23 protein-coding genes are annotated in these 25,273 nt (G+C 72.3%); 20 read left to right on the top strand and 3 right to left on the bottom strand.

Annotation, left to right across the window (positions count from 1 at the left end):
* Positions 1–77 precede the first annotated feature (77 nt).
* On the bottom strand, positions 78–1,064 hold the full coding sequence (gene galE, locus J1792_RS27705) for a UDP-glucose 4-epimerase GalE (protein WP_086568466.1): 987 nt from the start codon (positions 1,062–1,064) through the stop codon (positions 78–80).
* Between the two features lie 278 nt (positions 1,065–1,342).
* Between galE and J1792_RS27700 the strand changes: the two genes are divergently transcribed.
* The 17 genes from J1792_RS27700 to J1792_RS27620 all read left to right on the top strand — a co-directional run bounded on the left by J1792_RS27700 (position 1,343) and on the right by J1792_RS27620 (position 21,718).
* Positions 1,343–3,118, top strand: a complete 1,776-nt coding sequence (locus J1792_RS27700) for a DUF5941 domain-containing protein (protein WP_086568468.1) — start codon at positions 1,343–1,345, stop codon at positions 3,116–3,118.
* Positions 3,115–3,867, top strand: a complete 753-nt coding sequence (locus tag J1792_RS27695) for a phosphocholine cytidylyltransferase family protein (RefSeq protein ID WP_086568470.1) — start codon at positions 3,115–3,117, stop codon at positions 3,865–3,867. Before J1792_RS27700 ends, J1792_RS27695 begins: the two co-directional genes overlap by 4 nt.
* A complete protein-coding gene (locus J1792_RS27690) occupies positions 3,855–4,916 on the top strand; it encodes an iron-containing alcohol dehydrogenase family protein (protein WP_086568472.1) in 1,062 nt (353 codons plus the stop codon). Before J1792_RS27695 ends, J1792_RS27690 begins: the two co-directional genes overlap by 13 nt.
* Complete coding sequence (locus tag J1792_RS27685) at positions 4,894–5,673, top strand: CDP-alcohol phosphatidyltransferase family protein (RefSeq protein ID WP_086568473.1); 780 nt, start codon at positions 4,894–4,896, stop codon at positions 5,671–5,673. Before J1792_RS27690 ends, J1792_RS27685 begins: the two co-directional genes overlap by 23 nt.
* Positions 5,670–6,563: a glycosyltransferase family 2 protein gene (locus J1792_RS27680; RefSeq protein ID WP_086568475.1), complete on the top strand. Its 894-nt coding sequence runs from the start codon at positions 5,670–5,672 to the stop codon at positions 6,561–6,563. Before J1792_RS27685 ends, J1792_RS27680 begins: the two co-directional genes overlap by 4 nt.
* Before the next feature lie 79 nt (positions 6,564–6,642).
* Positions 6,643–7,578 (top strand): ABC transporter permease, encoded by a 936-nt coding sequence (locus J1792_RS27675; RefSeq protein WP_086568477.1) that lies wholly within the window; start codon positions 6,643–6,645, stop codon positions 7,576–7,578.
* Complete coding sequence (locus J1792_RS27670) at positions 7,571–8,362, top strand: ABC transporter ATP-binding protein (protein WP_086568478.1); 792 nt, start codon at positions 7,571–7,573, stop codon at positions 8,360–8,362. Before J1792_RS27675 ends, J1792_RS27670 begins: the two co-directional genes overlap by 8 nt.
* 418 nt (positions 8,363–8,780) lie before the next feature.
* Positions 8,781–9,680, top strand: a complete 900-nt coding sequence (gene hpnC, locus J1792_RS27665; RefSeq protein WP_179198840.1) for a squalene synthase HpnC — start codon at positions 8,781–8,783, stop codon at positions 9,678–9,680.
* The gene (gene hpnD, locus J1792_RS27660) at positions 9,677–10,627 is read left to right on the top strand and encodes a presqualene diphosphate synthase HpnD (RefSeq protein WP_086568480.1); all 951 of its coding nucleotides are present in this window, start codon (positions 9,677–9,679) and stop codon (positions 10,625–10,627) included. Before hpnC ends, hpnD begins: the two co-directional genes overlap by 4 nt.
* An 82-nt stretch (positions 10,628–10,709) precedes the next feature.
* Positions 10,710–12,170 carry a hydroxysqualene dehydroxylase HpnE gene (hpnE, locus tag J1792_RS27655; protein ID WP_086568482.1) on the top strand — a complete coding sequence of 487 codons (1,461 nt, stop codon included), beginning with the start codon at positions 10,710–10,712 and terminating at the stop codon, positions 12,168–12,170.
* 71 nt (positions 12,171–12,241) lie between these two features.
* Positions 12,242–13,306, top strand: a complete 1,065-nt coding sequence (locus J1792_RS27650; protein ID WP_242705312.1) for a polyprenyl synthetase family protein — start codon at positions 12,242–12,244, stop codon at positions 13,304–13,306.
* A gap of 151 nt (positions 13,307–13,457) precedes the next feature.
* Positions 13,458–15,476, top strand: coding sequence for a squalene--hopene cyclase (gene shc, locus J1792_RS27645; RefSeq protein WP_086568483.1), 2,019 nt, complete (start codon positions 13,458–13,460; stop codon positions 15,474–15,476).
* Entirely contained in the window at positions 15,476–16,126 is a 651-nt protein-coding gene (locus J1792_RS27640; protein ID WP_086568485.1) for a phosphorylase family protein, read from the top strand. The genes shc and J1792_RS27640 overlap by 1 nt, the downstream gene beginning before the upstream one ends.
* Before the next feature lie 5 nt (positions 16,127–16,131).
* Positions 16,132–17,154, top strand: coding sequence for an adenosyl-hopene transferase HpnH (hpnH, locus tag J1792_RS27635; protein WP_179198842.1), 1,023 nt, complete (start codon positions 16,132–16,134; stop codon positions 17,152–17,154).
* 5 nt (positions 17,155–17,159) lie between these two features.
* Positions 17,160–18,326, top strand: a complete 1,167-nt coding sequence (gene ispG, locus J1792_RS27630) for a flavodoxin-dependent (E)-4-hydroxy-3-methylbut-2-enyl-diphosphate synthase (RefSeq protein WP_207248413.1) — start codon at positions 17,160–17,162, stop codon at positions 18,324–18,326.
* A 57-nt stretch (positions 18,327–18,383) separates the two neighbouring features.
* Positions 18,384–20,324, top strand: coding sequence for a 1-deoxy-D-xylulose-5-phosphate synthase (gene dxs / locus J1792_RS27625; RefSeq protein ID WP_086568490.1), 1,941 nt, complete (start codon positions 18,384–18,386; stop codon positions 20,322–20,324).
* Positions 20,321–21,718: an aspartate aminotransferase family protein gene (locus tag J1792_RS27620; RefSeq protein ID WP_086568492.1), complete on the top strand. Its 1,398-nt coding sequence runs from the start codon at positions 20,321–20,323 to the stop codon at positions 21,716–21,718. Before dxs ends, J1792_RS27620 begins: the two co-directional genes overlap by 4 nt.
* Positions 21,719–21,742: 24 nt before the next feature.
* Here J1792_RS27620 and J1792_RS27615 read toward each other — a convergent pair whose 3' ends face one another.
* A complete protein-coding gene (locus tag J1792_RS27615) occupies positions 21,743–22,549 on the bottom strand; it encodes a tyrosine-protein phosphatase (protein ID WP_207248412.1) in 807 nt (268 codons plus the stop codon).
* Between the two features lie 156 nt (positions 22,550–22,705).
* Between J1792_RS27615 and J1792_RS27610 the strand changes: the two genes are divergently transcribed.
* Positions 22,706–23,506 (top strand): SGNH/GDSL hydrolase family protein, encoded by an 801-nt coding sequence (locus J1792_RS27610; protein WP_207248411.1) that lies wholly within the window; start codon positions 22,706–22,708, stop codon positions 23,504–23,506.
* Between the two features lie 33 nt (positions 23,507–23,539).
* Here the strand turns inward: J1792_RS27610 and J1792_RS27605 are convergent, their stop codons facing one another.
* Positions 23,540–24,034: an ATP-binding protein gene (locus J1792_RS27605; protein ID WP_242646629.1), complete on the bottom strand. Its 495-nt coding sequence runs from the start codon at positions 24,032–24,034 to the stop codon at positions 23,540–23,542.
* A 100-nt stretch (positions 24,035–24,134) separates the two neighbouring features.
* Between J1792_RS27605 and J1792_RS27600 the strand changes: the two genes are divergently transcribed.
* Together J1792_RS27600 and J1792_RS27595 are read left to right on the top strand one after the other, a co-directional pair.
* A complete protein-coding gene (locus tag J1792_RS27600; protein ID WP_207248410.1) occupies positions 24,135–25,001 on the top strand; it encodes a Sco1979 family transcriptional regulator in 867 nt (288 codons plus the stop codon).
* Between the two features lie 3 nt (positions 25,002–25,004).
* Positions 25,005–25,268, top strand: coding sequence for a DUF397 domain-containing protein (locus tag J1792_RS27595; RefSeq protein ID WP_086574570.1), 264 nt, complete (start codon positions 25,005–25,007; stop codon positions 25,266–25,268).
* The last annotated feature ends 5 nt before the right edge of the window (positions 25,269–25,273 follow it).

Genomic DNA, 25,273 nt, shown 5'->3' with positions numbered 1-25,273 from the left:
GTAGGGGGCAACGCGGCACTGAACACCGTTGTCATTGCCCTGACCTGCGGCGATGTCGTGACCGCGGTTCCGGGAGGTCAGCCGCGGTGCGCCTCGGGGTGGTGCAGGCACCATCCCTCCCACGCCGAAGTGACCATGCTCCGCACGTCGTGCCGCGCCCGCCAGCCGAGCTCCTTGGCGATGCGCTCGCCGGAGGCGACGACACGCGCCGGATCACCCGGACGGCGTGGCCCGGTCTCGGCCGTCAGGTCCGTACGGCCGGTGACCGCGCCGATCAGGTCCGCCATCTCGCGGACGGAGACCCCCTGCCCGGTGCCGACGTTCAGCGTCAGGTCGCCCGCACCGGGCCGCTCGGCCAGCCGGCGGGCGGCGGCCAGGTGCGCGGTGGCCAGGTCCTCGATGTGGATGTAGTCACGGACACAGGTGCCGTCGGGGGTGTCGTAGTCGGTGCCGAAGATCCGCGGCCGTTCGCCGCGGGTGATCCGGTCGAACATCATCGGGATGATGTTGAAGACGCCGGTGTCCGCCAGCTCCGGCCGGGCCGCGCCCGCGACGTTGAAGTAGCGCAGGCAGGCGGTGGAGATGCCGTGCGCGGCCCCGGTCGCCCGTACGAGCCACTCGCCGGCCAGCTTGGTCTCGCCGTACGGGTTGATCGGCAGGCAGGGCGTCTCCTCGGTGACGAGATCGACGTCGGGCATGCCGTAGACGGCCGCCGAGGAGGAGAAGACGAAGCTGCCGACGCCCGCGTCGACCACCGCCTCCAGCAGCACGGTCAGCCCGTGCAGGTTCTCCCGGTAGTAGAGCAGCGGCTTCTCCACCGACTCCCCGACCTGCTTCTTCGCCGCCAGGTGCACCACACCCGTCACGCCCAGCTCCGCGAACGCGCGGTCGAGCACCGCGCGGTCCAGCACCGAGCCCCGCACCAGCGGGACCTCCCGCGGCAGCCTGGCGGTGACGCCCGAGGACAGGTCGTCCAGGACGGCCACCCGCTCCCCGGCCTCCGTCATCGCCCGCGCCACGTGCGCCCCGATGTAGCCCGCTCCGCCTGTGATCAGCCACGTCATGCACGGCACCCTATTCCAGCCCGGCGACCGGAAGCGTTTCCTCCGTCCGGGCCCGCCCGGACGGACGCGGTCCGGGAACCGGGCGCGCCTCCCGCGCGTCCTGTCAGTGGCGGGACACCCGGGTGCACGTGCGGTGAACGGCGGCTTCCGTTGATCCGATAGCCTCTGCCGACGTGCCGCACGCCGCCCCCTCGCCGGGGCCCTGGCGCGCCACGCCCGCTGCCCGCCGTGAACCGCGGCCCCGAGGCGGCCACGCCAGCCGCAAGGAGTGAGTTCGTCTGTCGACCGCCATCCTCATCGGTCCGCCGCCCGCCGGCTCCTCCCTCGAGGACGACCTGCGGTCGCTGGGCTTCGACGTCCGTACGGCCGCGTTTGGCGCCGGCATCGCCGGTGAGCTGGCCGCGGTCCCGGCCGGAGAGCGGGTCGCCGTGGTCGACCCCCGCTTCGTGGGCCACGTGCACGCCCTGCGGCTGGCCCTGACCGACCCCCGCTTCCCGGCCTGCGCCGTCGAAGGGGCGCTCGGCGCCCTGCCCGAGGCGCGCGCCGAGCTCGCCTCCGCCGCCTCCACTGCCACCGGCCCCGGTGACCTCGCCGCCCGGATGGAGGCCGACGGCGTCGCCGTCCACCGTCCCGAGCTGGGCGTCCTCGTCGCCGCCGTGCCCGAGGGCGAGGAGGCCCGGGCCAAGACGCTGGGCGAGGTCGAGGCCGTCGACGACGAGGCCGTCCGGCTGCGCGCCGCCGTGAAGTCCCGCGACGGGTTCTTCACCACCTTCTTCATCAGCCCGTACTCCCGCTACATCGCGCGGTGGTGCGCCCGCCGGGGCCTCACCCCCAACCAGGTCACCACGGCCTCGCTGCTCACCGCACTGATCGCGGCCGGCTGCGCGGCCACCGGCAGCCGGGGCGGGTACGTCGCGGCCGGCGTGCTGCTGATCGCCTCCTTCGTGCTGGACTGCACCGACGGCCAGCTCGCCCGCTACTCCCTGCAGTACTCCACGCTCGGCGCCTGGCTCGACGCCACGTTCGACCGCGCCAAGGAGTACGCCTACTACGCGGGCCTGGCGCTCGGCGCCGCCCGCGGCGGCGACGACGTCTGGGCGCTGGCGCTGGGCGCGATGGTCCTGCAGACCTGCCGGCACGTCGTCGACTTCTCCTTCAACGAGGCGAACCACGACGCCACCGCCAACACCAGCCCCACCGCCGCCCTCTCCGACAAGCTCGACAGCGTCGGCTGGACGGTCTGGGCGCGCCGCATGATCGTGCTGCCCATCGGCGAGCGCTGGGCGCTGATCGCGGTCCTCACCGCCCTCACCACGCCCCGCGTCGTCTTCACGGTGCTGCTGATCGGCTGCGCGTTCGCCGCCTGCTACACCACCGCGGGCCGCGTGCTGCGCTCGCTGACCCGCAAGGCCAAGCGCACCGACCGCGCCGCCCAGGCGCTGGCGGACCTCGCCGACTCCGGCCCGCTCGCCGAGCTCGCGGCCGGCAGCGTCGGCCGCACGGTGCCCGCCACGGCCTACAGCGCGCCCTTCTGGGCGCTGCTGGCGACGGCCTCGCTGCTCGTCGGTCCGCTCTTCGCCGGCAACGCCGGCACCTGGCGGGCCGTCCTGCAGGCCGTGGTCTACGCCGTCTTCGCGGGCGTCGCCGTGGCGCAGCCCCTCAAGGGCCCCCTCGACTGGCTCGTACCGCCCGTCCTGCGGGCCGCCGAGTACGGCATGATCCTCGTGCTCGCGGCGAAATCCGGGGCCGACGGGGCGCTTCCTGCGGCTTTCGGCCTGGTGGCCGCGGTCGCCTACCATCACTACGACACGGTGTACCGCATCCGCGGCGGCACCGGTGCGCCCCCGCACTGGCTGGTGCGGGCGATCGGCGGACACGAGGGACGGGTCCTGGCGGTCACGATCGCCGCCGCCCTCTGGCACGGTCAAGGCTTCACCATCGCGCTGACGGCCCTCGCGGTCGCCATCGCGCTCGCGGTGCTCTCGGAGAGCATCCGGTTCTGGGTGTCCTCCGGGGCGCCCGCAGTACACGACGAAACAGGAGAACCCGCATGATCGGCCTCGTGCTGGCAGCCGGCGCCGGACGGCGTCTGCGCCCCTACACCGACACCCTGCCCAAGGCGCTGGTGCCGGTCGGTCCCGAAGGGGCCGAGGAGTCGCTCACCGTCCTCGACCTGACCCTCGGCAACTTCGCCGAGGTCGGCCTGACCGAGGTCGCGATCGTCGTCGGCTACCGCAAGGAGGCCGTGTACGCGCGCAAGGAGGCGCTGGAGGCCAAGTACGGCCTCAAGCTCACCCTGATCGACAACGACAAGGCCGAGGAGTGGAACAACGCCTACTCCCTGTGGTGCGCCCGTGAGGTCCTGGGCCGCGGTGTGATCCTCGCCAACGGCGACACCGTCCACCCGGTCTCGGTCGAGAAGACCCTGCTCGCCGCCCGCGGCGACGGTCAGAAGATCATCCTCGCCCTCGACACGGTGAAGAGCCTCGCCGACGAGGAGATGAAGGTCGTCGTGGACGCCGAGAAGGGCGTCCAGAAGATCACCAAGCTGATGGAGCCCAGCGAGGCCACCGGCGAGTACATCGGCGTCACCCTCATCGAGGCCGAGGCCGGCGCGGAGCTCGCCGACGCGCTGAAGACCACCTTCGAGCGCGACCCCGACCTCTACTACGAGGACGGCTACCAGGAGCTCGTCAACGGCGGCTTCAAGATCGACATCGCGCCGATCGGCGACGTCAAGTGGGTCGAGATCGACAACCACGACGACCTCGCCAAGGGCCGGGAGATCGCGTGCCAGTACTGACGAGGCTCATCCCCTCGCCGGTCGTCGTCGACATCCGTGCCGGAGCCCTGGACGATCTGGCGAGTGTCCTCGCCGACCAGCGGATCTCCAGCTCCGGCAAGCTGGCCGTCGCCATCAGCGGCGGCTCCGGGGCGAAGCTGCGCGAGCGGCTCGCCCCGGCGCTGCCCGGCGCCTCGTGGTACGAGGTCGGCGGCGGCACGCTGGACGACGCGATCAAGCTCGCCGACGCCATGAAGTCCGGGCACTACGACGCGGTCGTGGGCCTCGGCGGCGGCAAGATCATCGACTGCGCGAAGTTCGCGGCGGCGCGCATCGGCCTGCCGCTGGTGGCCGTGGCCACGAACCTCTCGCACGACGGTCTGTGCTCGCCGGTCGCCACCCTCGACAACGACGCGGGCCGCGGCTCGTACGGCGTGCCCAACCCCATCGCCGTCGTGATCGACCTCGACGTCATCCGTGAGGCCCCGGTCCGCTTCGTCCGCTCCGGCATCGGTGACGCGATCTCCAACATCTCCGCGGTCGCGGACTGGGAGCTCGCCCACCGCGAGCGCGGCGAGGACATCGACGGCCTGGCCGCCGCCATCGCCCGGCAGGCCGGCGAGGCCGTGCTGCGCCACCCCGGCGGGGTCGGCGACGACGGCTTCCTGCAGGTGCTCGCCGAGGGCCTGGTCCTCACCGGCATCTCGATGTCGGTGGCCGGCGACAGCCGCCCGGCGTCCGGCGCCTGCCACGAGATCAACCACGCCTTCGACCTGCTCTACCCCAAGCGAGCCGCCAGCCATGGCGAGCAGTGCGGCCTCGGCGCCGCCTTCGCGATGCACCTGCGCGGGGCCCACGAGGAGTCCGCGCTGATGGTCGAGGTCCTGCGCCGGCACGGCCTGCCCGTGCTGCCGGGCGAGATCGGCTTCAGTGACGACGAGTTCGTCAAGGTCGTCGAGTTCGCTCCGCAGACCCGCCCCGGGCGCTACACCATCCTGGAGCACCTCGACCTCTCCACCGACCAGATCAGGGACGCATACGCCGACTATGCACAAACCGTCAGTCGCTGAACTCCGCCCGGTCGTCCACCCCGCGGGGGTGAAGGACCGGCGCAGCGGTGAGCACTGGGCCGGCCGCCTGTACATGCGAGAGATCTCGCTGCGCTGCGACCGGTACCTGGTCAACACCCGGATCACGCCCAACCAGCTCACCTATCTGATGACCGTCTTCGGCGTCCTTTCGGCCCCGGCCCTGCTGGTGCCCGGGATCCCGGGCGCCGTGCTCGGCGTGCTGATGGTCCAGCTCTACCTGCTGCTCGACTGCGTCGACGGCGAGGTCGCCCGCTGGAAGAAGCAGTTCTCGCTCGGCGGCGTCTACCTGGACCGGGTCGGCGCCTACCTGTGCGACGCCGCGGTCCTGGTCGGCTTCGGGCTGCGCGCCGCCGACCTGTGGGGCTCCGGCCGGATCGACTGGCTGTGGGCGTTCCTGGGCACCCTCGCCGCCCTCGGCGCCATCCTGATCAAGGCCGAGACCGACCTCGTCGGGGTCGCCCGGCACCAGGGCGGGCTGCCGCCCGTCAAGGAGTCGGCGTCCGAGCCGCGCTCGTCCGGCATGGCGCTGGCCCGCAAGGCCGCCGCCGCCCTGAAGTTCCACCGCCTCATCCTCGGCATCGAGGCGTCCCTGCTGATCCTGGGCCTCGCGATCCTGGACGCGGTGCGGGGCGACCTGTTCTTCAGCCGCCTCGGCGTGGCGGTCCTGGCCGGCATCGCGCTCGTCCAGACGCTGCTGCACCTGGTGTCCATCCTCGTCTCCAGCAGGCTGCGATGAGCGCCCCCACGAAGGTCGGCGCGGTCGTCCTGACCATGGGCAACCGCCCCGACGAGCTGCGCGCCCTGCTGGAGTCGGTCGCCAAGCAGAACGGCGACCCCATCGAGGTCGTCGTCGTCGGCAACGGCTCCCCGCTGCCCGAGCTGACCGTCCCGGGCCTGGCCGTACGGACCGTCGAGCTGCCCGAGAACGTGGGCATCCCGGCCGGCCGCAACGTCGGCATCGAGGCGTTCGGCCCGGCCGGCCGCGACGTCGACATCCTTCTCTTCCTCGACGACGACGGTCTGCTGCCGCGCCAGGACACGGCCCAGCTGTGCCGGGAGGCCTTCGCCGCCGACCGCCGGCTCGGCATCATCAGCTTCCGCATCGCCGACCCCGACACCGGCGTCACCCAGCGTCGCCACGTGCCCCGGCTGCGCGCCTCGGACCCGATGCGCTCCTCGCGGGTGACCACCTTCCTCGGCGGCGCCAACGCGGTGCGCACCCGGGTCCTCGCCGAGGTCGGCGGCCTGCCGGACGAGTTCTTCTACGCGCACGAGGAGACCGACCTGGCCTGGCGGGCCCTCGACGCCGGCTGGATGATCGACTACCGGGCGGACATGGTCCTGCACCACCCGACCACCGCCCCCAGCCGGCACGCCGTCTACCACCGGATGGTGGCCCGCAACCGGGTGTGGCTGGCCCGCCGCAACCTGCCCGCCCCGCTGGTCCCGGTCTATCTCGGGGTGTGGCTGCTGCTGACCCTGGCCCGCCGGCCGTCCCCGGCCGCGCTGCGCGCGTGGCTGGGCGGCTTCAAGGAGGGCTGGACGGCTTCCTGCGGTCCGCGCCGGCCGATGAAGTGGCGTACCGTGTGGCGCCTGACCCGACTGGGTCGCCCGCCCGTGATCTGACAAGCTCGTGTCTTAAGAGCATCGGGCGCGGTCCGGGGCCCGGCCCCGGCAGCGCACCTTGAGGACGAAAGTGTCAACTGTGAGCGAGACAACGCACGACGGTGCGGTCGCCCTGAGTGCCCCGCCGTCACCCGACGACGGTCTTCCCGCCGCCGATCTGGCCAGGAAGTACGGCCTCGCGGTCAGCGGGGCCCGCCCCGGCCTGGCGGAGTACGCCCGGCAGCTGTGGGACCGGCGGCACTTCATCATCGCCTTCTCCCGGGCGAAGATGACCGCCCAGTACAGCCAGGCCAAGCTGGGTCAGGTCTGGCAGGTGGCCACGCCCCTGCTGAACGCCTCGGTGTACTTCCTGATCTTCGGTCTGCTGATGCAGCAGAGCAAGGGCATGGGGATCCGTACCTACGTCCCCTTCCTGATCACGGGCGTCTTCGTCTTCACCTTCACCCAGAGCTCGGCCATGGCGGGCGTGCGCTCCATCGCGGGCAACCTGGGGCTGGTGCGGGCCCTGCACTTCCCCCGGGCGGCCCTGCCGATCTCGTTCGCGCTGCAGCAGCTCCAGCAGCTGCTGCTGTCGATGGGCGTGCTCTTCGTCTTCCTCATCGGGTTCGGGCACATGCCGGCGCTGTCCTGGGTGCTGGTCGTCCCGGTGCTGACGCTGCAGTTCCTCTTCAACACCGGGCTGGCGATGGCCCTCGCCCGCGCGGGCAGCAAGACCCCCGACCTGGCGCAGCTGCTGCCGTTCATCACCCGCACCTGGATGTACGCGTCCGGTGTGATGTACAGCCTGACCGACGCGCTGAAGAACAACCACGCCCCGGCGTGGGTGATCGACGTGCTGAGCGCCAACCCGGCCGCCGTCTACATCGACCTCATGCGCTGGTCGCTGATCGACGACCACAGCCGGATCCACCTGCCGCCGCACGTGTGGGCGCTGGCGGTGGGCTGGGCCGTGCTGGTCGGGCTCGGCGGCTTCGTGTACTTCTGGAAGGCTGAGGAGCAGTACGGCCGTGGCTGATCCGAAAACCGGCGCCCAGGCGTCCGCACCCGTGCCCACCGTGATCGCGGACGACGTCCACATCGTCTACCGCGTCTACGGCGGCAACACCGGCCGCGGCAGCGCCACCGCCGCCCTGAACCGCATCATCAAGCGCACGCCCGGCGCGGGGGTGCGCGAGGTGCACGCCGTCAGGGGTGTGAGCTTCACCGCGTACCGAGGCCAGGCCATCGGTCTGATCGGCTCCAACGGCTCCGGCAAGTCGACCCTGCTCAAGGCGGTCGCCGGGCTGCTGCCCACCGAGCGCGGGAAGATCTACACCGACGGCCAGCCCTCGCTGCTGGGCGTGAACGCGGCCATGATGAACGACCTCACGGGCGAGAAGAACGTGATGCTCGGCGGTCTGGCCATGGGCATGTCGCGCGAGCAGATCCGCGAGCGCTACCAGGGGATCGTCGACTTCTCGGGCATCAACGAGAAGGGCGACTTCATCACGCTGCCCATGCGCACGTACTCCTCCGGCATGGCGGCCCGGCTGCGGTTCTCCATCGCCGCGGCCAAGGACCACGACGTGCTGATGATCGACGAGGCGCTGGCCACCGGCGACCGCTCGTTCCAGAAGCGCTCCGAGGCCCGCATCCGCGAGCTGCGCAAGGAGGCCGGCACGGTCTTCCTGGTCAGCCACAACAACCGGTCCATCCGGGACACCTGCGACCGGGTGCTGTGGCTGGAACGCGGGGAGCTGCTGATGGACGGGCCGACCGACGAGGTGGTCCGGGCGTACGAGAAGGAGACGGCGCGCTAGCGAAGAGCGCGGACACGCCGTGGTCCGGCCCCCGTCGGCTCGTGCCCTCGGGGGCCTTGACCTATCCGTAACGACCAACTGCCTTGTCCGCAGGGTTGATTCGGCTCCTGCGTGGCATGGTATGGATCAAGGCGCGTACCCGGGCGGACGTCGGGCACCTGTACGGCGTACGCTGTAGCGTGCATTTGCGGCCGTTTGGGGCGGGGCGTGGCGAAAACCGCGCCGGACCGCCGGCGGGGGCGCCGCGGAGGGAGGCTCGAGGGGGAGCCCCATGGCGGGACAGGCCTGCGGCGTGTCCGAAATAGGATGTTCTGGGTCGGCAGTGTAGAACGGGAGATGTGACGGCAATGGCTGTATTGGCTGCGGGGCCTCTCCGGAAGCGAGACGCGTACGCCGTCCCCGGTCCGGGCAACCCGCGATGACCGCGGGGACGGACGCGCACGCGCGCGCCGTGCTCGACAAGGCCGCGCACGAGAACTTCCCCGTGGCGCCCTTCTTCGTGCCGCGCGCCTGGCGTGAGGACCTCATGGCCGTCTACGGCTACGCCCGCCTCGTCGACGACATCGGCGACGGCGACCTGGCCCCCGGCGGCCGGGACGCGGAGCTGCTGGGCCTGGACCGCGAGCAGACCGACGACCGCCTCGCCATGCTCGACGCCTTCGAGGCCGACCTGCGCCGCGTCTTCGACACCGCCGGCACCGGACCCCGCCACCCGCTGCTGCTCCGCCTGCGGCCCACCGTGCGCCGGCACGGCCTGACCCCCGAGCCCTTCCTCGGGCTGATCGAGGCCAACCGCCAGGACCAGCGGGTGCGCCGCTACGCCACGTACGACGACCTGCTCGCCTACTGCGAGCTGTCCGCCAACCCCGTCGGCCGGCTCGTCCTGGGCGTCACCGGCACGGCGAGCCCCGAGCGGATCCGCCGCTCGGACGCGGTCTGCACGGCCCTGCAGATCATCGAGCACCTGCAGGACGTCGCCGAGGACCTCGGCCGCGACCGCGTCTACCTGCCCGCCGAGGACATGGAGCGCTTCCGCGTCACCGAGGCCGACCTGGCGCTCCCCACCAGCGGCGCATCGGTGCGCGCGCTGGTCGCGTACGAGGCGGAACGCGCCGGGCACCTGCTGAATGAAGGCACCCCCCTGGTGGGTAGCGTCCACGGCAGGCTGAAGCTGTTGCTCGCGGGATTCGTGGGCGGGGGGAGGGCAGCGCTCCGGGCGGTCGCCGCCGCCGGATACGACGTTCTCCCCGGACCGCCCAAGGCCACCAGGCTCAGTGTGCTGCGCGAGGCCGGGGCGACATTGCGAAGAGAGGGGTGAGCGGGACCGTGAACGGAACGCCACACGCGTCCGCACCGGTACTCGCCGCGTACAGCTACTGCGAGGCCGTCACCGGACAGCAGGCCGGCAACTTCAGCTACGGCATCAGACTGCTGCCGACCGCCAAGCGGCGGGCCATGTCGGCGCTGTACGCCTTCTCGCGGCGCGTCGACGACATCGGCGACGGGCCGCTGGACCCCGAGGCCAAGCGGCTGCGCCTGGAGGACGCCCGGACCACGCTCGAGCGGATCCGGGCGGGCGATGTCGACGAGGACGACACCGACCCGGTGGCCGTCGCGCTCGCGCACGCCGTGCGCCGCTTCCCCATCCCCATCGGCGGGCTCGACGAGCTCATCGACGGGGTCCAGATGGACGTGCGCGGCGAGACCTACGAGACGTGGGACGACCTCGCCCGGTACTGCCGCTGCGTGGCGGGCGCCATCGGCCGGCTCTCGCTCGGCGTGTTCGGCACCGTGCCCGGAGCCCGGGACGCGGCGCGCGCTCCCGAGTACGCCGACACCCTGGGCCTCGCGCTGCAGCTCACCAACATCCTGCGCGACCTCCGCGAGGACGCCGCCAACGGCCGCAGCTACCTGCCCTCCGACGACCTCGCCAAGTTCGGCTGCTCGGCGGGCTTCCACTCCGTCCGGCCCCCGGCCGGCGCGGACTTCGCCGGGCTGGTGCACTTCGAGGTCCGGCGCGCCCGCGCGCTGTTCGCCGAGGGAATGAAGCTGCTGCCCATGCTCGACCGGCGCAGCGGCGCCTGCGTGGCCGCCATGTCCGGCATCTACCGCAGGCTGCTGGATCGTATCGCCGAGGAGCCCGCCGCCGTGCTGCGCGGCAGGGTCTCCCTGCCCGGCCGGGAGAAGGCCTTCGTGGCCGTGCGCGGGCTGTCCGGCTACGACGCGCGCAGCGTCCACCGGCAGGCCGCCAGGGGGCGCGCCTGATGCTCCGTCCCGGCACCGGAAAGCGGTGCGCAACCCTCCAGCCGGCCGTCGCGTCCCTGACATCAGCCGAGGGGGTGGGCGCATGACATCGGAGACGACGACCCGGCCCGACCGGCTCCGCACAGACGAGGCAGGCCGCCCCGACGGGGCGGCCGCGGTAGTGATCGGGGGCGGGCTCGCCGGCGTCACCGCCGCCCTCGAGCTCGCCGACGCCGGCCTGTCCGTCACGCTCGTCGAAGGCCGGCCGCGCCTGGGCGGCCTGGCCTTCTCCTTCCGCCGCGGCGACCTCACCGTCGACAACGGCCAGCACGTCTACCTGCGCTGCTGCACCGCCTACCAGTGGTTCCTCGACCGGGTCGACGCGCTGCACCTGGCCCCCCTGCAGGACCGGCTCGACGTGCCCGTCCTGGACGTCGGCCACCCCTCGGGACGGCCCCGCCTGGGCCGGCTGCGCCGCGCCGCCCTGCCCGTGCCCCTGCACCTGGCGGCGAGCCTGGCCACCTACCCCCACCTCTCGCTCGCCGAGCGGGCCAAGGTCGGCCGGGCCGCGCTGGCCCTGGGCAAGCTCGACCCGATGGACCCCGCGCTGGACGGCGAGGACTTCGCCTCCTGGCTGCACCGCCACGGCCAGTCGGACCGCGCCGTCGAGGCCCTGTGGGACCTGGTGGGCGTGGCCACCCTCAACGCCACCGCCGACCGGTCCTCGCTGGGCCTGGCCGCCATGGTCTTCAAGACCGGGCTGCTCTCCGAGCCCGGCGCCGCCGACATCGGCTGGGCGCGCGTGCCGCTCGGCGAGCTGCACGACGCCCGGGCCCGCGCCGCCCTGGACCGGGCGGGCGTCCGCTACGCCCTGCGCACCCGCGCCACCCACGTCGAGCGCGTCGGCGCCGGCGGCTGGCAGGTGCGCACCGAGGCCGGACCCGGCGCCGCCGAGCGGCTCGACGCCGACGTCGTCGTGCTGGCCGTACCCCAGCGCGAGACCCACGCCCTGCTGCCCGAGGGCGCCCTCGACGACGCCGACCGCCTGCTCGGCATCGACACGGCCCCCATCCTCAACCTGCACGTCGTCTACGACCGCACGGTGCTGCGGCAGCCCTTCTTCGCCGCGCTCGGCAGCCCCGTGCAGTGGGTCTTCGACCGCACCGACTCCTCCGGACTGGCCGAGCGGGAGCCCGGCGCCCAGTACCTGGCCGTCTCCCAGTCGGTCGCGCAGGACGACATCGACCGGCCCGTCGCCGAGCTGCGCGAGCGCTATCTTCCCGAGCTCGAGCGGCTGCTTCCGGCGGCCCGGGGCGCGGTCGTACGCGACTTCTTCGTCACCCGGGAGCGCACGGCGACGTTCGCCCCCGCCCCGGGCGTCGGCCGGCTGCGGCCGGACGCCCCCACGAACGCGCCCGGCCTCTACCTGGCCGGTGCGTGGACCGCCACCGGCTGGCCCGCGACCATGGAGAGCGCGGTGCGAAGCGGTCTGAACGCCGCCGGCGCGGCACTCTCCGAGCTCGGCCGACCTCACCGAAGCCCCCTCAGGGAGGCGGCGGTATGAACCAGCGAGCCATCAAGGCGCGCGTTCCCGCAGGCGGGACGCGCGTGAGCACGATCACCAGAGGAGAGACCGTGACATCGGCGATCCCAGCTGTCGACACCGCGGGCGTTCGCGCCCTGCTGGAGCGCGGACGGACGCTTGCCACGCCGGTGCTGCGTGCCGCCGTCAACCGGCTCGCGGCACCCATGGACACCGTCGCCGCCTACCACTTCGGCTGGATCGACGTCGAAGGCCGGCCGGCGCACGGCGACAGCGGCAAGGCCATCCGGCCCGCCCTCGCCCTGCTGTCCGCCGAGGCGGCGGGCGCCGCTCCCGAGGTGGGCGTCCCCGGCGCCGTCGCCGTCGAGCTCGTGCACAACTTCTCGCTGCTGCACGACGACCTGATGGACGGCGACGAGCAGCGCCGCCACCGCGACACCGTCTGGAAGGCCTACAGCCCGGCCCAGGCCATCCTCGTGGGCGACGCGCTCTTCGCGCTCGCCAACGAGGTGCTCCTCGAGCTCGGCACCGTCGAGGCGGGCCGGGCCACCCGGCGGCTGACCACCGCCACCCGCAAGCTCATCGACGGCCAGGCCCAGGACATCTCCTACGAGCACCGCGAGCGGGTCACCGTCGAGGAATGCCTGGAGATGGAGGGCAACAAGACCGGCGCCCTGCTGGCCTGCGCGGTCTCCATCGGCGCGGTCCTCGGCGGTGCCGACGACCGTACGGCCGACACCCTGGAGGCCTACGGCTACCACCTCGGCCTCGCCTTCCAGGCCGTCGACGACCTGCTGGGCATCTGGGGCGACCCGGAGACCACCGGCAAGCAGACCTGGAGCGACCTGCGCCAGCGCAAGAAGTCCCTCCCGGTCGTCGCCGCCCTCGCGGCGGGCGGCCCGGCCTCCGAGCGGCTGGCCCGGATCCTCGCCGACGACGCCAAGCTGAGCGACGCTCAGCTCGCCCACTTCACCGAGGAAGAGTTCGCCAGCCGCGCGGCGCTGATCGAGGAGGCGGGCGGCCGCGAGTGGACCTCCGAGGAGGCCCGTCGCCAGCACGCCACGGCCATCCAGGCCCTGAGCGCGATCGACATGCCGGCCGAGGTCCGGGCGCAGCTGACCGCGCTCGCCGACTTCGTCGTCGTGCGCAAGAGCTGAGGAACGAAAGAGGATCGCCATTCACCCGAACTAGCCACCCTCGCGGTCGCCGGCCGGTGCCCTGCTCGGCGCCGGCCGACGGAACCCCCCCCCAAGTACGGCAGTAACAAGCAGTACGGCAGAGAAGAAACTCACTGCATTAGGGGAAGCCATGACAGCGACGACCGACGGCACCGGGGCGCTACCGCCCCGGGTGGCCGAGGCCGGCCAGAGCACCACCGCGCCACCCGGCGCGGCGACGGACGCCGAGCCGCCCAAGGGGCGCGAAGCCGTGGAGCGGGCCACCGCCCGCGCCGTCGAGCACCTCCTCACCCGCCAGGACCCGCGGGGCTGGTGGAAGGGCGACCTGGAGACCAACGTCACCATGGACGCCGAAGACCTGCTGCTCCGTCAGTTCCTCGGCGTCCGCGACGAGAAGACCACCGCGGCGGCCGCCCGCTTCATCCGCTCGCGGCAGCTCCCCGACGGCACCTGGGCCACCTTCCACAACGGGCCCCCGGAACTCTCCGCCACCGTCGAGGCCTATGTCGCGCTGCGGCTCGCCGGGGACGCCCCCGACGCGCCGCACATGACCGCCGCCTCCGCCTGGGTCCGCGAGCAGGGCGGCATCGCCGCCACCCGCGTCTTCACCCGCATCTGGCTGGCCCTCTTCGGCTGGTGGCGGTGGGAGGATCTCCCCGAGCTGCCGCCGGAGATCATGTACCTGCCGAAGCGATTCCCCCTCAACATCTACGACTTCGGCCAGTGGGCCCGGCAGACCATCGTCCCCCTGACGATCGTCTCGGCCCTGCGGCCCGTACGGCCCGCCCCCTTCGGCCTCGACGAGCTCCACACCGACCCCCGTCGGCCGAACCCGCAGCGCCCGCTCGCCCCGGCCACCACCTGGGACGGCCTCTTCCAGCGCATGGACAAGGCGCTGCACCTCTACCACCGCTTCCCGGTGGGCCCGCTGCGCCGCGCGGCGCTGAACTCCGCGGCCCGCTGGATCATCGAGCGCCAGGAGAACGACGGCTGCTGGGGCGGCATCCAGCCCCCCGCCGTCTACTCCGTCATCGCCCTGAACCTCCTCGGCTACGACCTCCACCACCCGGTGCTGCGCGCCGGGCTCGAGTCGCTGGACCGTTTCGCCGTCTGGCACGAGGACGCGGACGGCGCCCCCGTCCGGATGATCGAGGCCTGTCAGTCCCCGGTCTGGGACACCTGCCTGGCCACCATCGCGCTCGCCGACGCGGGCGTGCCCGCCGACCACCCGGCGCTGGTCAGGGCCGCCGACTGGATGCTCGACGAGCAGATCCTGCGCTCCGGCGACTGGGCCGTGCGCCGGCCGGAACTTCCCCCGGGTGGCTGGGCCTTCGAGTTCGACAACGACAACTACCCCGACATCGACGACACCGCCGAGGTCGCCCTCGCCCTCAAGCGCGTCGCGCACCCCGACCCCGCCCGGGTGGAGAGGGCCCTCGCCCGCGCCGCCCGCTGGACGGTGGGCATGCAGTCGAGGAACGGCGCCTGGGGCGCCTTCGACGCCGACAACACCAGCCCCTTCCCCAACCGGCTGCCGTTCTGCGACTTCGGCGAGGTCGTCGACCCGCCGTCCGCCGACGTCACCGCGCACGTCGTCGAGATGCTGGCCGTCCTCGGCAAGCGGCACGACCCGCGCACCCGGCGCGGCATCGAGTGGCTGCTGGGCGAGCAGGAGGAGTCCGGCGCCTGGTTCGGCCGCTGGGGCGTCAACTACGTCTACGGCACCGGGTCCGTGCTCCCCGCCCTGGTGGCCGCCGGGATCCCCGCCTCGCATCCGGCCGTGCGCCGGGCCGTCGCGTGGCTGCGCGAGGTGCAGAACCCGGACGGCGGCTGGGGCGAGGACCTGCGCTCGTACCGCGACCCCGAGTGGATCGGGCGCGGCGCGTCCACCCCCTCGCAGACGGCGTGGGCCCTGCTGGCCCTGCTGGCCGCCGGGGAGCGCGACAGCGAGGCCGTGGTCCGGGGCGTGGCCCACCTGACCGACACGCAGGCCGAGGACGGCTCCTGGGACGAGCCGTACTTCACCGGCACCGGCTTCCCGTGGGACTTCTCCATCAACTACCACCTCTACCGCCAGGTCTTCCCGCTCACCGCGCTCGGCCGGTACCTGCACGGCGAGCCCTTCGCCGACGAACGGCTGGAGGGCTGATGAAGCCCGGTACGGTCACGCCGGCCCCCGCCCCGCTGCTGATCGCCTGTGCGCTCGGCATCGAGCGCCTCGCCCTGCGCGGCGGCCAGGGCGGCGCGGCCGGACCCGTGACCGTCCTGCGCACCGGCATGGGCCCGCAGGCCGCCGAGCGCGCCGTCGCCCGGGCCCTGGGCGAGGACGAGGCCCTGCGCGACGCGGCCGTGATCGCCACGGGCTTCTGCGCCGGCCTGGCCCCCGGGATGCACCCCGGCGACCTGGTCGTCGCCGACGAGACGCGCGACGGCGCGGGCCGCACGGAGTGCGTCGGCGCCGAGCTGCTCGCCAAGGAGCTCGCCCGCCTCGCGCCCCGGCGCGTCATCCACACCGGGCCGCTGGTGGGCTCGGACCACGTCGTGCGCGGCGCGGAACGACAGGCGCTGCACGCCGCGGGTGCGCTCGCCACGGACATGGAGTCCGCCGCCACGCTCCGAAGCGCCGTTCGAGCGGGTTCCCGCCCGGTTGCGGCCGTAAGAGTGGTCGTGGACGCTCCAGAACATGAACTGGTACGAATCGGGACCCTGCGGGGTGGAATATCGGCCTTCCGCGTACTCCGCACCGTCCTGCCGGCCTTTTTCGAATGGCACCGTTCTTTGCTGCTCCCCAGGAGGTGAGCCAGATGGCCATGCCGCTCCGCCAGACCATCCGGGTCGGGACCTATCTCTTTGAACAGAAGCTGCGCAAGCGGGAGAAGTTCCCGCTGATCGTGGAGCTCGAGCCGCTTTTCGCCTGCAACCTCAAATGCGAGGGCTGCGGGAAGATCCAGCATCCGGCCGGTGTGCTGAAACAGCGCATGCCCGTCGCCCAGGCGGTCGGCGCGGTGCTGGAATCCGGTGCACCCATGGTTTCCATCGCCGGCGGCGAGCCTTTGATGCACCCGCAGATCGATGAAATCGTGCGGCAGCTGGTGGCCCGGAAGAAATACGTCTTCCTTTGCACCAACGCCCTGCTGATGCGGAAGAAGATGGAGAAGTTCACCCCTTCTCCCTATTTCGCGTTCGCGGTGCACATCGACGGGCTGCGCGAGCGGCACGACGAGTCGGTCGCCAAGGAGGGCGTCTTCGACGAGGCGGTGGAGGCGATCAAGGAGGCCAAGCGCCGCGGCTTCCGGGTCACCACCAACTCGACGTTCTTCAACACCGACACCGCGCAGACCGTCATCGAGGTGCTGAACTACCTCAACGACGACCTGCAGGTGGACGAGATGATGATCTCGCCCGCCTACGCCTACGAGAAGGCACCGGACCAGGAGCACTTCCTGGGCGTCGAGCAGACCCGCGAGCTGTTCAAGAAGGCCTTCGCCGGCGGCAACCGGCGGCGCTGGCGGCTCAACCACAGCCCGCTCTTCCTCGACTTCCTCGAGGGCAAGGCCGACTTCCCGTGCACTGCGTGGGCCATCCCCAACTACTCCCTCTTCGGCTGGCAGCGTCCCTGCTACCTGATGAGCGACGGCTACGTCCCCACGTACCGGCAGCTCATCGAGGAGACCGAGTGGGAGAAGTACGGGCGGGGCAAGGACCCCCGGTGCGCCAACTGCATGGCCCACTGCGGCTACGAACCCACGGCGGTGCTGGCCACGATGGGCTCGCTCAAGGAATCGCTGCGAGCGGCCCGGGAGACCGTCTCCGGGAACCGGGGCTGACCGTCGTGGCCACGACGGAGCCCGTCTCCCTCGGGCTGCCCACGGCCCCGGCCCGGCCGCTCGCGGTGCGCCGCCCCTCGCGGCGCATCCAGGTCGGGCCGGTCCCCGTCGGCGGCGACGCCCCGGTGTCGGTGCAGTCGATGACCACGACGGTCACGGCGGACGTCGGCGCGACGCTGCAGCAGATCGCCGAGCTCACGGCCGCCGGCTGTCAGATCGTGCGCGTCGCCTGCCCGACCCAGGACGACGCCGACGCGCTGCCGGTCATCGCGAAGAAGTCCCGGATCCCGGTGATCGCGGACATCCACTTCCAGCCGAAGTACGTCTTCGCGGCCATCGACGCCGGCTGCGCGGCGGTGCGTGTGAACCCGGGCAACATCCGGCAGTTCGACGACAAGGTCAAGGAGATCGCGCGCGCCGCCTCGGCGGCCGGCACCCCGATCCGTATCGGCGTGAACGCCGGCTCGCTGGACCGCCGCCTGCTGCAGAAGTACGGCAAGGCCACCCCCGAGGCGCTGGTGGAGTCGGCGCTGTGGGAGGCATCCCTCTTCGAGGAGCACGGCTTCCGCGACATCAAGATCTCGGTCAAGCACAACGACCCGGTCGTGATGGTCAACGCCTACCGCCGGCTGGCCGCCCAGTGCGACTACCCGCTGCACCTGGGCGTCACCGAGGCGGGCCCGGCCTTCCAGGGCACCATCAAGTCCGCCGTCGCCTTCGGCGCGCTGCTCTCCGAGGGCATCGGCGACACCATCCGCGTCTCCCTGTCGGCCCCGCCGGCCGAGGAGATCAAGGTCGGCATCCAGATCCTGGAGTCCCTCAACCTCCGCCGGCGCCGCCTGGAGATCGTCTCGTGTCCCTCCTGCGGCCGGGCGCAGGTGGACGTCTACAAACTCGCGGACCAGGTGACCGCGGGCCTGGAGGGGATGGAGGTTCCGCTGCGCGTCGCCGTCATGGGCTGTGTCGTCAACGGCCCCGGCGAGGCCCGCGAGGCCGACCTGGGCGTCGCCTCCGGCAACGGCAAGGGCCAGATCTTCGTCAAGGGCGAGGTCATCAAGACCGTCCCCGAGTCGAAGATCGTCGAGACCCTCATCGACGAAGCGTTGAAGCTCGCCGAGCAGATGGAGAAGGACGGCGCCCTGTCGGGGAGCCCCGCCGTCACCGTCGTCTGACCGGCGGGGTCCGAACGAGCCTGGCGCACCAGGCCGACAGAAGAGGAGGGGGCCGGCGTGTCGTTGCTGGAGAACATCCGCGGTCCGCACGACGTGAAGGCACTGGACGGGGAGGACCTGACCGACCTCGCCGAGGAGATCCGCCACTTCCTGGTCCACGCCGTGGCCAGGACCGGCGGCCACCTCGGGCCGAACCTCGGCGTGGTGGAGCTGACCATCGCCCTGCACCGCGCCTTCGACTCGCCCGCCGACCGCATCCTGTGGGACACCGGCCACCAGAGCTACGTCCACAAGCTGCTGACCGGGCGACAGGACTTCTCCAAGCTGCGCGGCAAGGGAGGCCTGTCGGGCTATCCCTCCCGCGAGGAGTCCGAGCACGACGTCATCGAGAACAGCCACGCCTCCACCGTCCTGGGCTGGGCCGACGGCCTCGCCAAGGCCAACCAGGTCCTCGGCCGCTGGAACCGCCATGTCGTCGCCGTCATCGGCGACGGCGCGCTCACCGGCGGCATGGCCTGGGAGGCGCTGAACAACATCGCCGCCGCCAAGGACCGGCAGCTGATCATCGTCGTCAACGACAACGCCCGCAGCTACGCGCCCACCATCGGCGGCCTCGCCGACCACCTGGCCACGCTGCGCACCACCGACGGCTACGAACGCGCCCTGTCGTGGGGCAAGGACGCGGTCCTGCGCGTCCCGGTCCTCGGCAGGCCGCTCTACGAGTCGCTGCACGGCGCGAAGAAGGGCTTCAAGGACACCTTCGCCCCCCAGGGCATGTTCGAGGACCTGGGCCTGAAGTACCTCGGCCCGATAGACGGGCACGACATCGCCGCCGTCGAGTCGGCGCTGCGCCGGGCCAAGCGCTTCCACGGCCCGGTCCTCGTACATTGCCGCACCCAGAAGGGGCGCGGCTACCGGCCGGCGCTGGAGGACGAGGCGGACCGTTTCCACACGGTCGGCGTGATGAACCCGCTGACCTGCGAACCGCTGTCCCCCTCCACGGGCATGTCGTGGACGTCCGTCTTCGGCGACGAGATGCTCAGGATCGGTGCCGAGCGGCCCGACGTCGTCGCCATCACGGCGGCGATGCTGCACCCGGTGGGGCTGACGAAGTTCGCCGAGGCCTACCCCGACCGGGTCTGGGACGTCGGCATCGCCGAGCAGCACGGCGCGGTGTCGGCCGCCGGGCTGGCCACCGGCGGCCTGCACCCCGTCTTCGCCGTCTACGCCACCTTCCTCAACCGCGCCTTCGACCAGGTGCTCATGGACGTGGCCCTGCACAGGTGCGGGGTGACGTTCGTGCTGGACCGGGCCGGCGTCACCGGCACCGACGGGCCCAGCCACAACGGCATGTGGGACATGTCGATCCTCCAGGTCGTCCCCGGCCTGCGCATCGCCGCCCCGCGCGACGCCGGCCAGCTGCGCGCCCAGCTGCGCGAGGCCGTGGCCGTCGAGGACGCCCCGACCGTCGTGCGCTTCCCGAAGGAGACCGTGGGCCGGGACATCCCGGCCGTCGGACGGGTCGGCGGCATGGACGTCCTGGCCCGGCCGGACGGCGCGGACGAGGGCGTGAACGACGGCGAGGGCGACGGCGCCGACGTGCTGTTCGTCGCCGTCGGGGCCATGGCGGAGGTGGGGCTGGACGTCGCCGGGCTGCTGCGGGATCGCGGCACCACCTGCACGGTCGTCGACCCGCGCTGGGTCAAGCCGGTCGACGAGGCCCTGCCCGGCCTCGCCGCGCGCCACCGCCTGGTCGCCGTGGCCGAGGACAACAGCCGTACCGGCGGCGTCGGCTGGGCCGTGTCCCAGGCGCTGCGCGACGCGGGCGTCGACCTGCCCGTACGGACCTTCGGCATCCCCGAGCAGTTCCTGGCGCACGCCAAGCGGGCCGAGGTGCTCGCCGACCTCGGCCTGACCCCCGCCGAGATCGCCGGCCGGATCAGCGAGGCCCTGGCCCGCGCCGAGGAGACGGCCGTCAAGGAGGAGAGCACCGCATGACCGCCGACGACCCCAAGGGCTTCGACCTGGCCCACCTGCTGGCCGAGCGCGGCGGCGAGCGGTACGACCTGCACGCCCGGCACCTCAACCACCAGCTGCCGCGCATGCTGCGCACCATCGGCTTCGACAAGGTCTACGAGCGCGCCGAGGGCGCCTACTTCTGGGACGCCGACGGGCAGGACTACCTCGACATGCTCGCCGGCTTCGGGGTGATGGGGGTGGGCCGGCACCACCCGGTCGTCCGCAAGGCGTTGCACGACGTCCTCGACGCCCAGCTGGCCGACCTCACCCGCTTCGACTGCCCCCCGCTGCCCGGCCTGCTCGCCGAGAAGCTGCTGGCCCACGCGCCGCACCTGGACCGGGTGTTCTTCGGCAACAGCGGCACCGAGGCGGTGGAGACGGCGCTGAAGTTCGCCCGGTACGCCACCGGCAGACCGAGGATCCTCTACTGCGAGCACGCCTTCCACGGCCTGACCGCGGGCTCCCTGTCGGTCAACGGCGAGGAGGGCTTCCGGGACGGCTTCGCGCCCCTGCTGCCGGACACCGCGATCCCCCTCGGCGACCTCGGGCGCCTGGAGCGGGAGCTGGAGCGGGGGGACGTGGCGGGCTTCGTGGTGGAGCCCGTCCAGGGCAAGGGCGTGCACGAGGCGCCGCCCGGATTCCTGCGCGCGGCACAGGAGCTGCTGCACCGGCACAAGGCGCTGCTGATCGCGGACGAGGTGCAGACCGGCATCGGGCGGACCGGCGACTTCTTCGCCTACCGGCACGAGCGGGACGTGGAGCCGGACCTGGTGTGCGTGGCCAAGGCGCTGTCCGGCGGCTACGTCCCCGTCGGCGCCACGCTCGGCAAGGACTGGATCTTCAAGAAGGTCTACTCCTCCATGGACCGGGTGCTGGTCCACTCGGCCAGCTTCGGCTCCAACGCCCAGGCCATGGCGGCCGGGCTGGCGGTGCTCGCCGTCATGGAGGAGGAGCGTCTGGTGGAGAACGCCCGGACCACCGGAGACCTGCTGCGCTCGAAGCTGGCGGCGCTGGTCGACCGCTACGAGCTGCTGCACGAGGTGCGCGGCCGGGGCCTGATGGTCGGCATCGAGTTCGGCAGGCCGAGGTCGCTGGCGCTGCGCAGCCGCTGGACGATGCTGCAGGCGGCCCGCAAGGGACTGTTCGCGCAGATGGTCGTGGTGCCGCTGCTGCGCAGGCACCGCATCCTCACCCAGGTCTCGGGCGACCACCTCGAGGTCATCAAGCTGATCCCGCCGCTGATCATCGGCGAGCCCGAGGTGGACCGGTTCGTGAAGGCCTTCACGGCCGTCATGGACGAGGCCCACAACGGCGGCGGCCTGATGTGGGACTTCGGCCGCACGCTGGTGAAGCAGGCGGTGGGGAGCCGCTGAGCCGGCCGGCCCTCACCCCCGGCCTCAGTCGCCGAGCAGCCGCTCCCGCAGCCGGTCGCGAGTGTGGTGGGCCAGCCCGAGCCCCTCGGAGAGGTACCGCTCGGTGCCTCCCCACCGCTCGTCGATCGCCGCGAACGCCGCGGCCAGGTACATGCTCCGCGCCTCGAACAGCGGCGACAGCAGCTCCAGCACCTCCGGGGACGCCGAACCGTCCGTGCCGTCGCCGCGCCGCACCCGGTACCGCCGGTGCGGCGCGTTCGACTCCAGGTAGTCCGCCTCGACGGCCTCGCGCTCGACCCCGAGGGCCAGCAGCGTCACCGCGATCGACAGCCCCGCGCGGTCCTTGCCGGCGGCGCAGTGCATCAGGGCGGGGACGGACTCGTCGGCCAGGGTGTGCAGGACCCGGCTGTGCTCGGCGGTGCGGGTGGTGATCATCGTGCGGTACGACGCGGCCATCCGGCCCGCCGCACGGCCCTCGCCCAGCACGGACCGCAGTATGTCCAGGTCGCCGTCGCGGACCATCCGCCAGAACTCGCTGCCGTCCGCCGGGTCGGACAGCGGGATGTTGAGGTTGCGCACGCCGGGGAGCGTCACGTCCGGGCCCTCGAGCGCGATGTCCGCGGCGTTGCGGAAGTCGAAGACGGTGTGCAGGCCCAGCGAGGCGAGGAAGGCGGTGTCGGCCTCGGTGGCGTGGGCCAGGTGGCCGCTGCGGAAGAGGACGCCGGGCCGTACACTCCGCCCGCCGGCGGCCGGCAGGCCGCCCAGGTCACGGAAGTTGCGCACTCCCGCCAGCTCGGGCTCGGTGGACGGGACGTGTGGCGTCTGCGTCACGGGCGCTCCTCGGAATCATGGCGGCGACGGGCCGTCGGGGGTGACGCCAAATCGTATTCCGGGAGCGGCGATTTTGCCGGGGTGGGATACATCACGGCACGTCAACCCCTGGTTACGGTGGCGTAGGTCACTCCTGAAGGTGAAAGATGCACTGACGTGGCAGACGATTCGAATTCCTTCAGCAAGCGCGCCATCGGCGCGATCGGGTCGTACGCAGCCGTCGGGGACAGCTTCACCGAGGGCGTCGGGGATCCAGGACCCGACGGCGCCTTCGTCGGCTGGGCCGACCGACTGGCCGTACTCCTCTCCGATCAGCAGCCCGAGCACTCGTTCACGTACGCCAACCTCGCCGTCCGCGGCCGGCTCCTGGACCAGATCGTCGAGGAGCAGGTCCCCAGGGCCCAGGAGCTCGGGCCGGACCTCGTCACCTTCTGCGCCGGCGGCAACGACATCCTGCGGCCGGGCAGCGACCCCGACGACGTGGCCGAGCGTTACGAGGCCGCCGTCGTCCGGCTCACCGGCTCGGTCGGAACGGTCCTGCTGTGCACCGGCTTCGACACCCGGGGCGTTCCGGTCCTGCGCCACCTGCGGGGCAAGATCGCGACGTACACCGCCCATGTGCGGGCCATCGCCGACCGCCACGACTGCCCGGTCCTCGACCTGTGGTCGCTGCGCTCGGTGCAGGACCGGCGGGCCTGGAGCGACGACCGCCTGCACCTGTCGGCGGATGGGCACACCCGCGTCGCCCTGCGCGCCGCCCAGGTCCTCGGTCTGGAGGTGCCGGCCGACCCCGACCAGGAGTGGCCGACCGAGGAGCAGCGCTCGGCCGCCGAGGTGCGCCGGGACAACGTCCACTGGGCCCGCGAGTACCTTGTGCCGTGGATCGGCCGCCGGCTGCGCGGCGAGTCCTCGGGCGACAACGTCGAGCCCAAGCGCCCGGACCTGCTGCCGCTGTGACGCCCGGGGCCCGCGAGGGCCCCGGAAGGCTTTTCAGCGGGCGAGCCGCCGGTGCGGCACGTCGGCCCAGACGACGCGGCCTCTGCCGTCGTCGTCGGGCCGTACGCCCCACGCCTGGGACAGCGCCCCGACCAGCAGCAGGCCCCGTCCGCTCTCCTCGTCCGTCCCGCTGCACCGGGCGACGGGCTGGGTCGGGGCGTGCCCCCGGTCGGCGACCTCTATGCGCAGCGCCGCTCCGCCGACCCGCAGCTGACAGCTGACCTTGTCGCTGTCGGTGTGCCGCACCGCGTTGGTGACCAGTTCGGACACCACCAACTGGGCGTCGTCGCAGGCGACTTCGTCGATTCCCCATTCCCGCAGCCGCGCGAGCACTCGTTGTCGCGCCTCCGCCACCGAGGTGTTGAGGGCCGGGAAGTGAAAAGCGTCCTGCAGCCGGGCCGCGAAAGAGCCGCCGCGGAACGCGAGCGAGGGTGCGTCGTGGGAGGGGAGCACTCCGCAACTATGTGCGATGTCGATCGTCTGTGGCAAGGTTCAATCTGCAAATTGCAGAATCGTAAGGACAGTCTGTCGGGTCGACAGACCGCGTGGCACACTGCAGGCATATGACGGCAGTTGGAGGGGGTGGACAGTGGCGGACTCGCGGCCGACGGGTGCTCCGACCGTCCTGAGGGTCGTGCTCGGCAAGCGCCTGCACGACCTGAGGGAGAAGGCCGGGCTCTCCTACGAGGAGGCGGGCCGTGCCCTCGACGTCACCCACGCCACCGTCCGCAGGATGGAGAAGGCCGAGGTCGGGCTGAAGATCCCCTACGTGGAGAAGCTCCTCCGCGTCTACGGGGTCCTCGACGCGGAGGAGGTGGAGGGCTTCCTCGCCCTCACCCGGGAGGCCAACCGCCCCGGCTGGTGGCACCGCTTCCGCGACGTCCTGCCCGAGTGGTTCAGCGCGTTCGTCAGCCTGGAGGGTGAGGCCAATCTCATCCGCGCCTACGAACCCCACTACATCCCCGGACTGCTGCAGACCGAGGACTACGCCCGCGCGGTCCTCCGCGCCGGGATGCCGCACGCCCGCGAGGCCGACGTCGAGCGCGCCGTCACCGTCCGCCGGGAACGCCAGGGCCTGCTCACGCGGGAGAAGGCGCCCCTGCTGTGGGTGGTGATGGACGAGACCGTGCTGCGCCGGCCCATCGGCGGGCCGGACGTCATGCGCGCCCAGCTCGACCGGCTCGTCGAGGCCACCGACATGCCGAACGTACGGCTGCAGTTCATGCCGTTCGCCGCCGGGCCGCACCCGGCGATGTACGGCCCCTTCCATATCTTCCGGTTCCCCATCCAGGAACTGCCGGACATCGCCTACGCGGAGAACCTCGTCGGAGCCTCGTACTTCGACCAGCGCGACGACGTCTCGTCCTTCCTGGAAGCGCTGGACCGGATGTGCGCGCAGGCCGCGCCGGCACACACCACCAAGGCAATCCTGGGTGGCCTTCGTAAGGAGATCTGAACCATGGATCTGGACAGCGTCTACAACGGCATGCCCGCGACCGACCTCGGCACCGAGGGCTGGAGCAAGCCGTGGAGCGGCGGCAACGGCGGCAGCTGCGTCGAGGTCATGCGGCTGTGCGACGGCCGGGTGGCCCTGAGACAGTCCACCGACCCCGGGGGCCCCGCGTTGATCTACACGCGTCACGAGATGGAGACCTTCATCCGGGGCGCGAAGGCCGGCGAGGCGGACTTCCTGCTGGCGGGCCCGCGCGCGAGCGCGGACTAGCGCCC

It is taken from the genome of Streptomyces triculaminicus (assembly GCF_017349075.1).
Classification (GTDB): domain Bacteria; phylum Actinomycetota; class Actinomycetes; order Streptomycetales; family Streptomycetaceae; genus Streptomyces; species Streptomyces triculaminicus.
This window is presented reverse-complemented; position numbering and strand designations above follow the sequence as displayed.

Coding starts and splice junctions, on each gene's coding strand:
- shc (WP_086568483.1), top strand. CDS start 13,458: ATGACAGCGACGACCGACGGCACCGGGGCGCTACCGCCCCGGGTGGCC.
- hpnH (WP_179198842.1), top strand. CDS start 16,132: ATGGCCATGCCGCTCCGCCAGACCATCCGGGTCGGGACCTATCTCTTT.
- J1792_RS27595 (WP_086574570.1), top strand. CDS start 25,005: ATGGATCTGGACAGCGTCTACAACGGCATGCCCGCGACCGACCTCGGC.
- hpnE (WP_086568482.1), top strand. CDS start 10,710: ATGACATCGGAGACGACGACCCGGCCCGACCGGCTCCGCACAGACGAG.
- hpnC (WP_179198840.1), top strand. CDS start 8,781: ATGACCGCGGGGACGGACGCGCACGCGCGCGCCGTGCTCGACAAGGCC.
- galE (WP_086568466.1), bottom strand. CDS start 1,064: ATGACGTGGCTGATCACAGGCGGAGCGGGCTACATCGGGGCGCACGTG.
- J1792_RS27620 (WP_086568492.1), top strand. CDS start 20,321: ATGACCGCCGACGACCCCAAGGGCTTCGACCTGGCCCACCTGCTGGCC.
- J1792_RS27685 (WP_086568473.1), top strand. CDS start 4,894: ATGCACAAACCGTCAGTCGCTGAACTCCGCCCGGTCGTCCACCCCGCG.
- J1792_RS27695 (WP_086568470.1), top strand. CDS start 3,115: ATGATCGGCCTCGTGCTGGCAGCCGGCGCCGGACGGCGTCTGCGCCCC.
- J1792_RS27680 (WP_086568475.1), top strand. CDS start 5,670: ATGAGCGCCCCCACGAAGGTCGGCGCGGTCGTCCTGACCATGGGCAAC.
- J1792_RS27640 (WP_086568485.1), top strand. CDS start 15,476: ATGAAGCCCGGTACGGTCACGCCGGCCCCCGCCCCGCTGCTGATCGCC.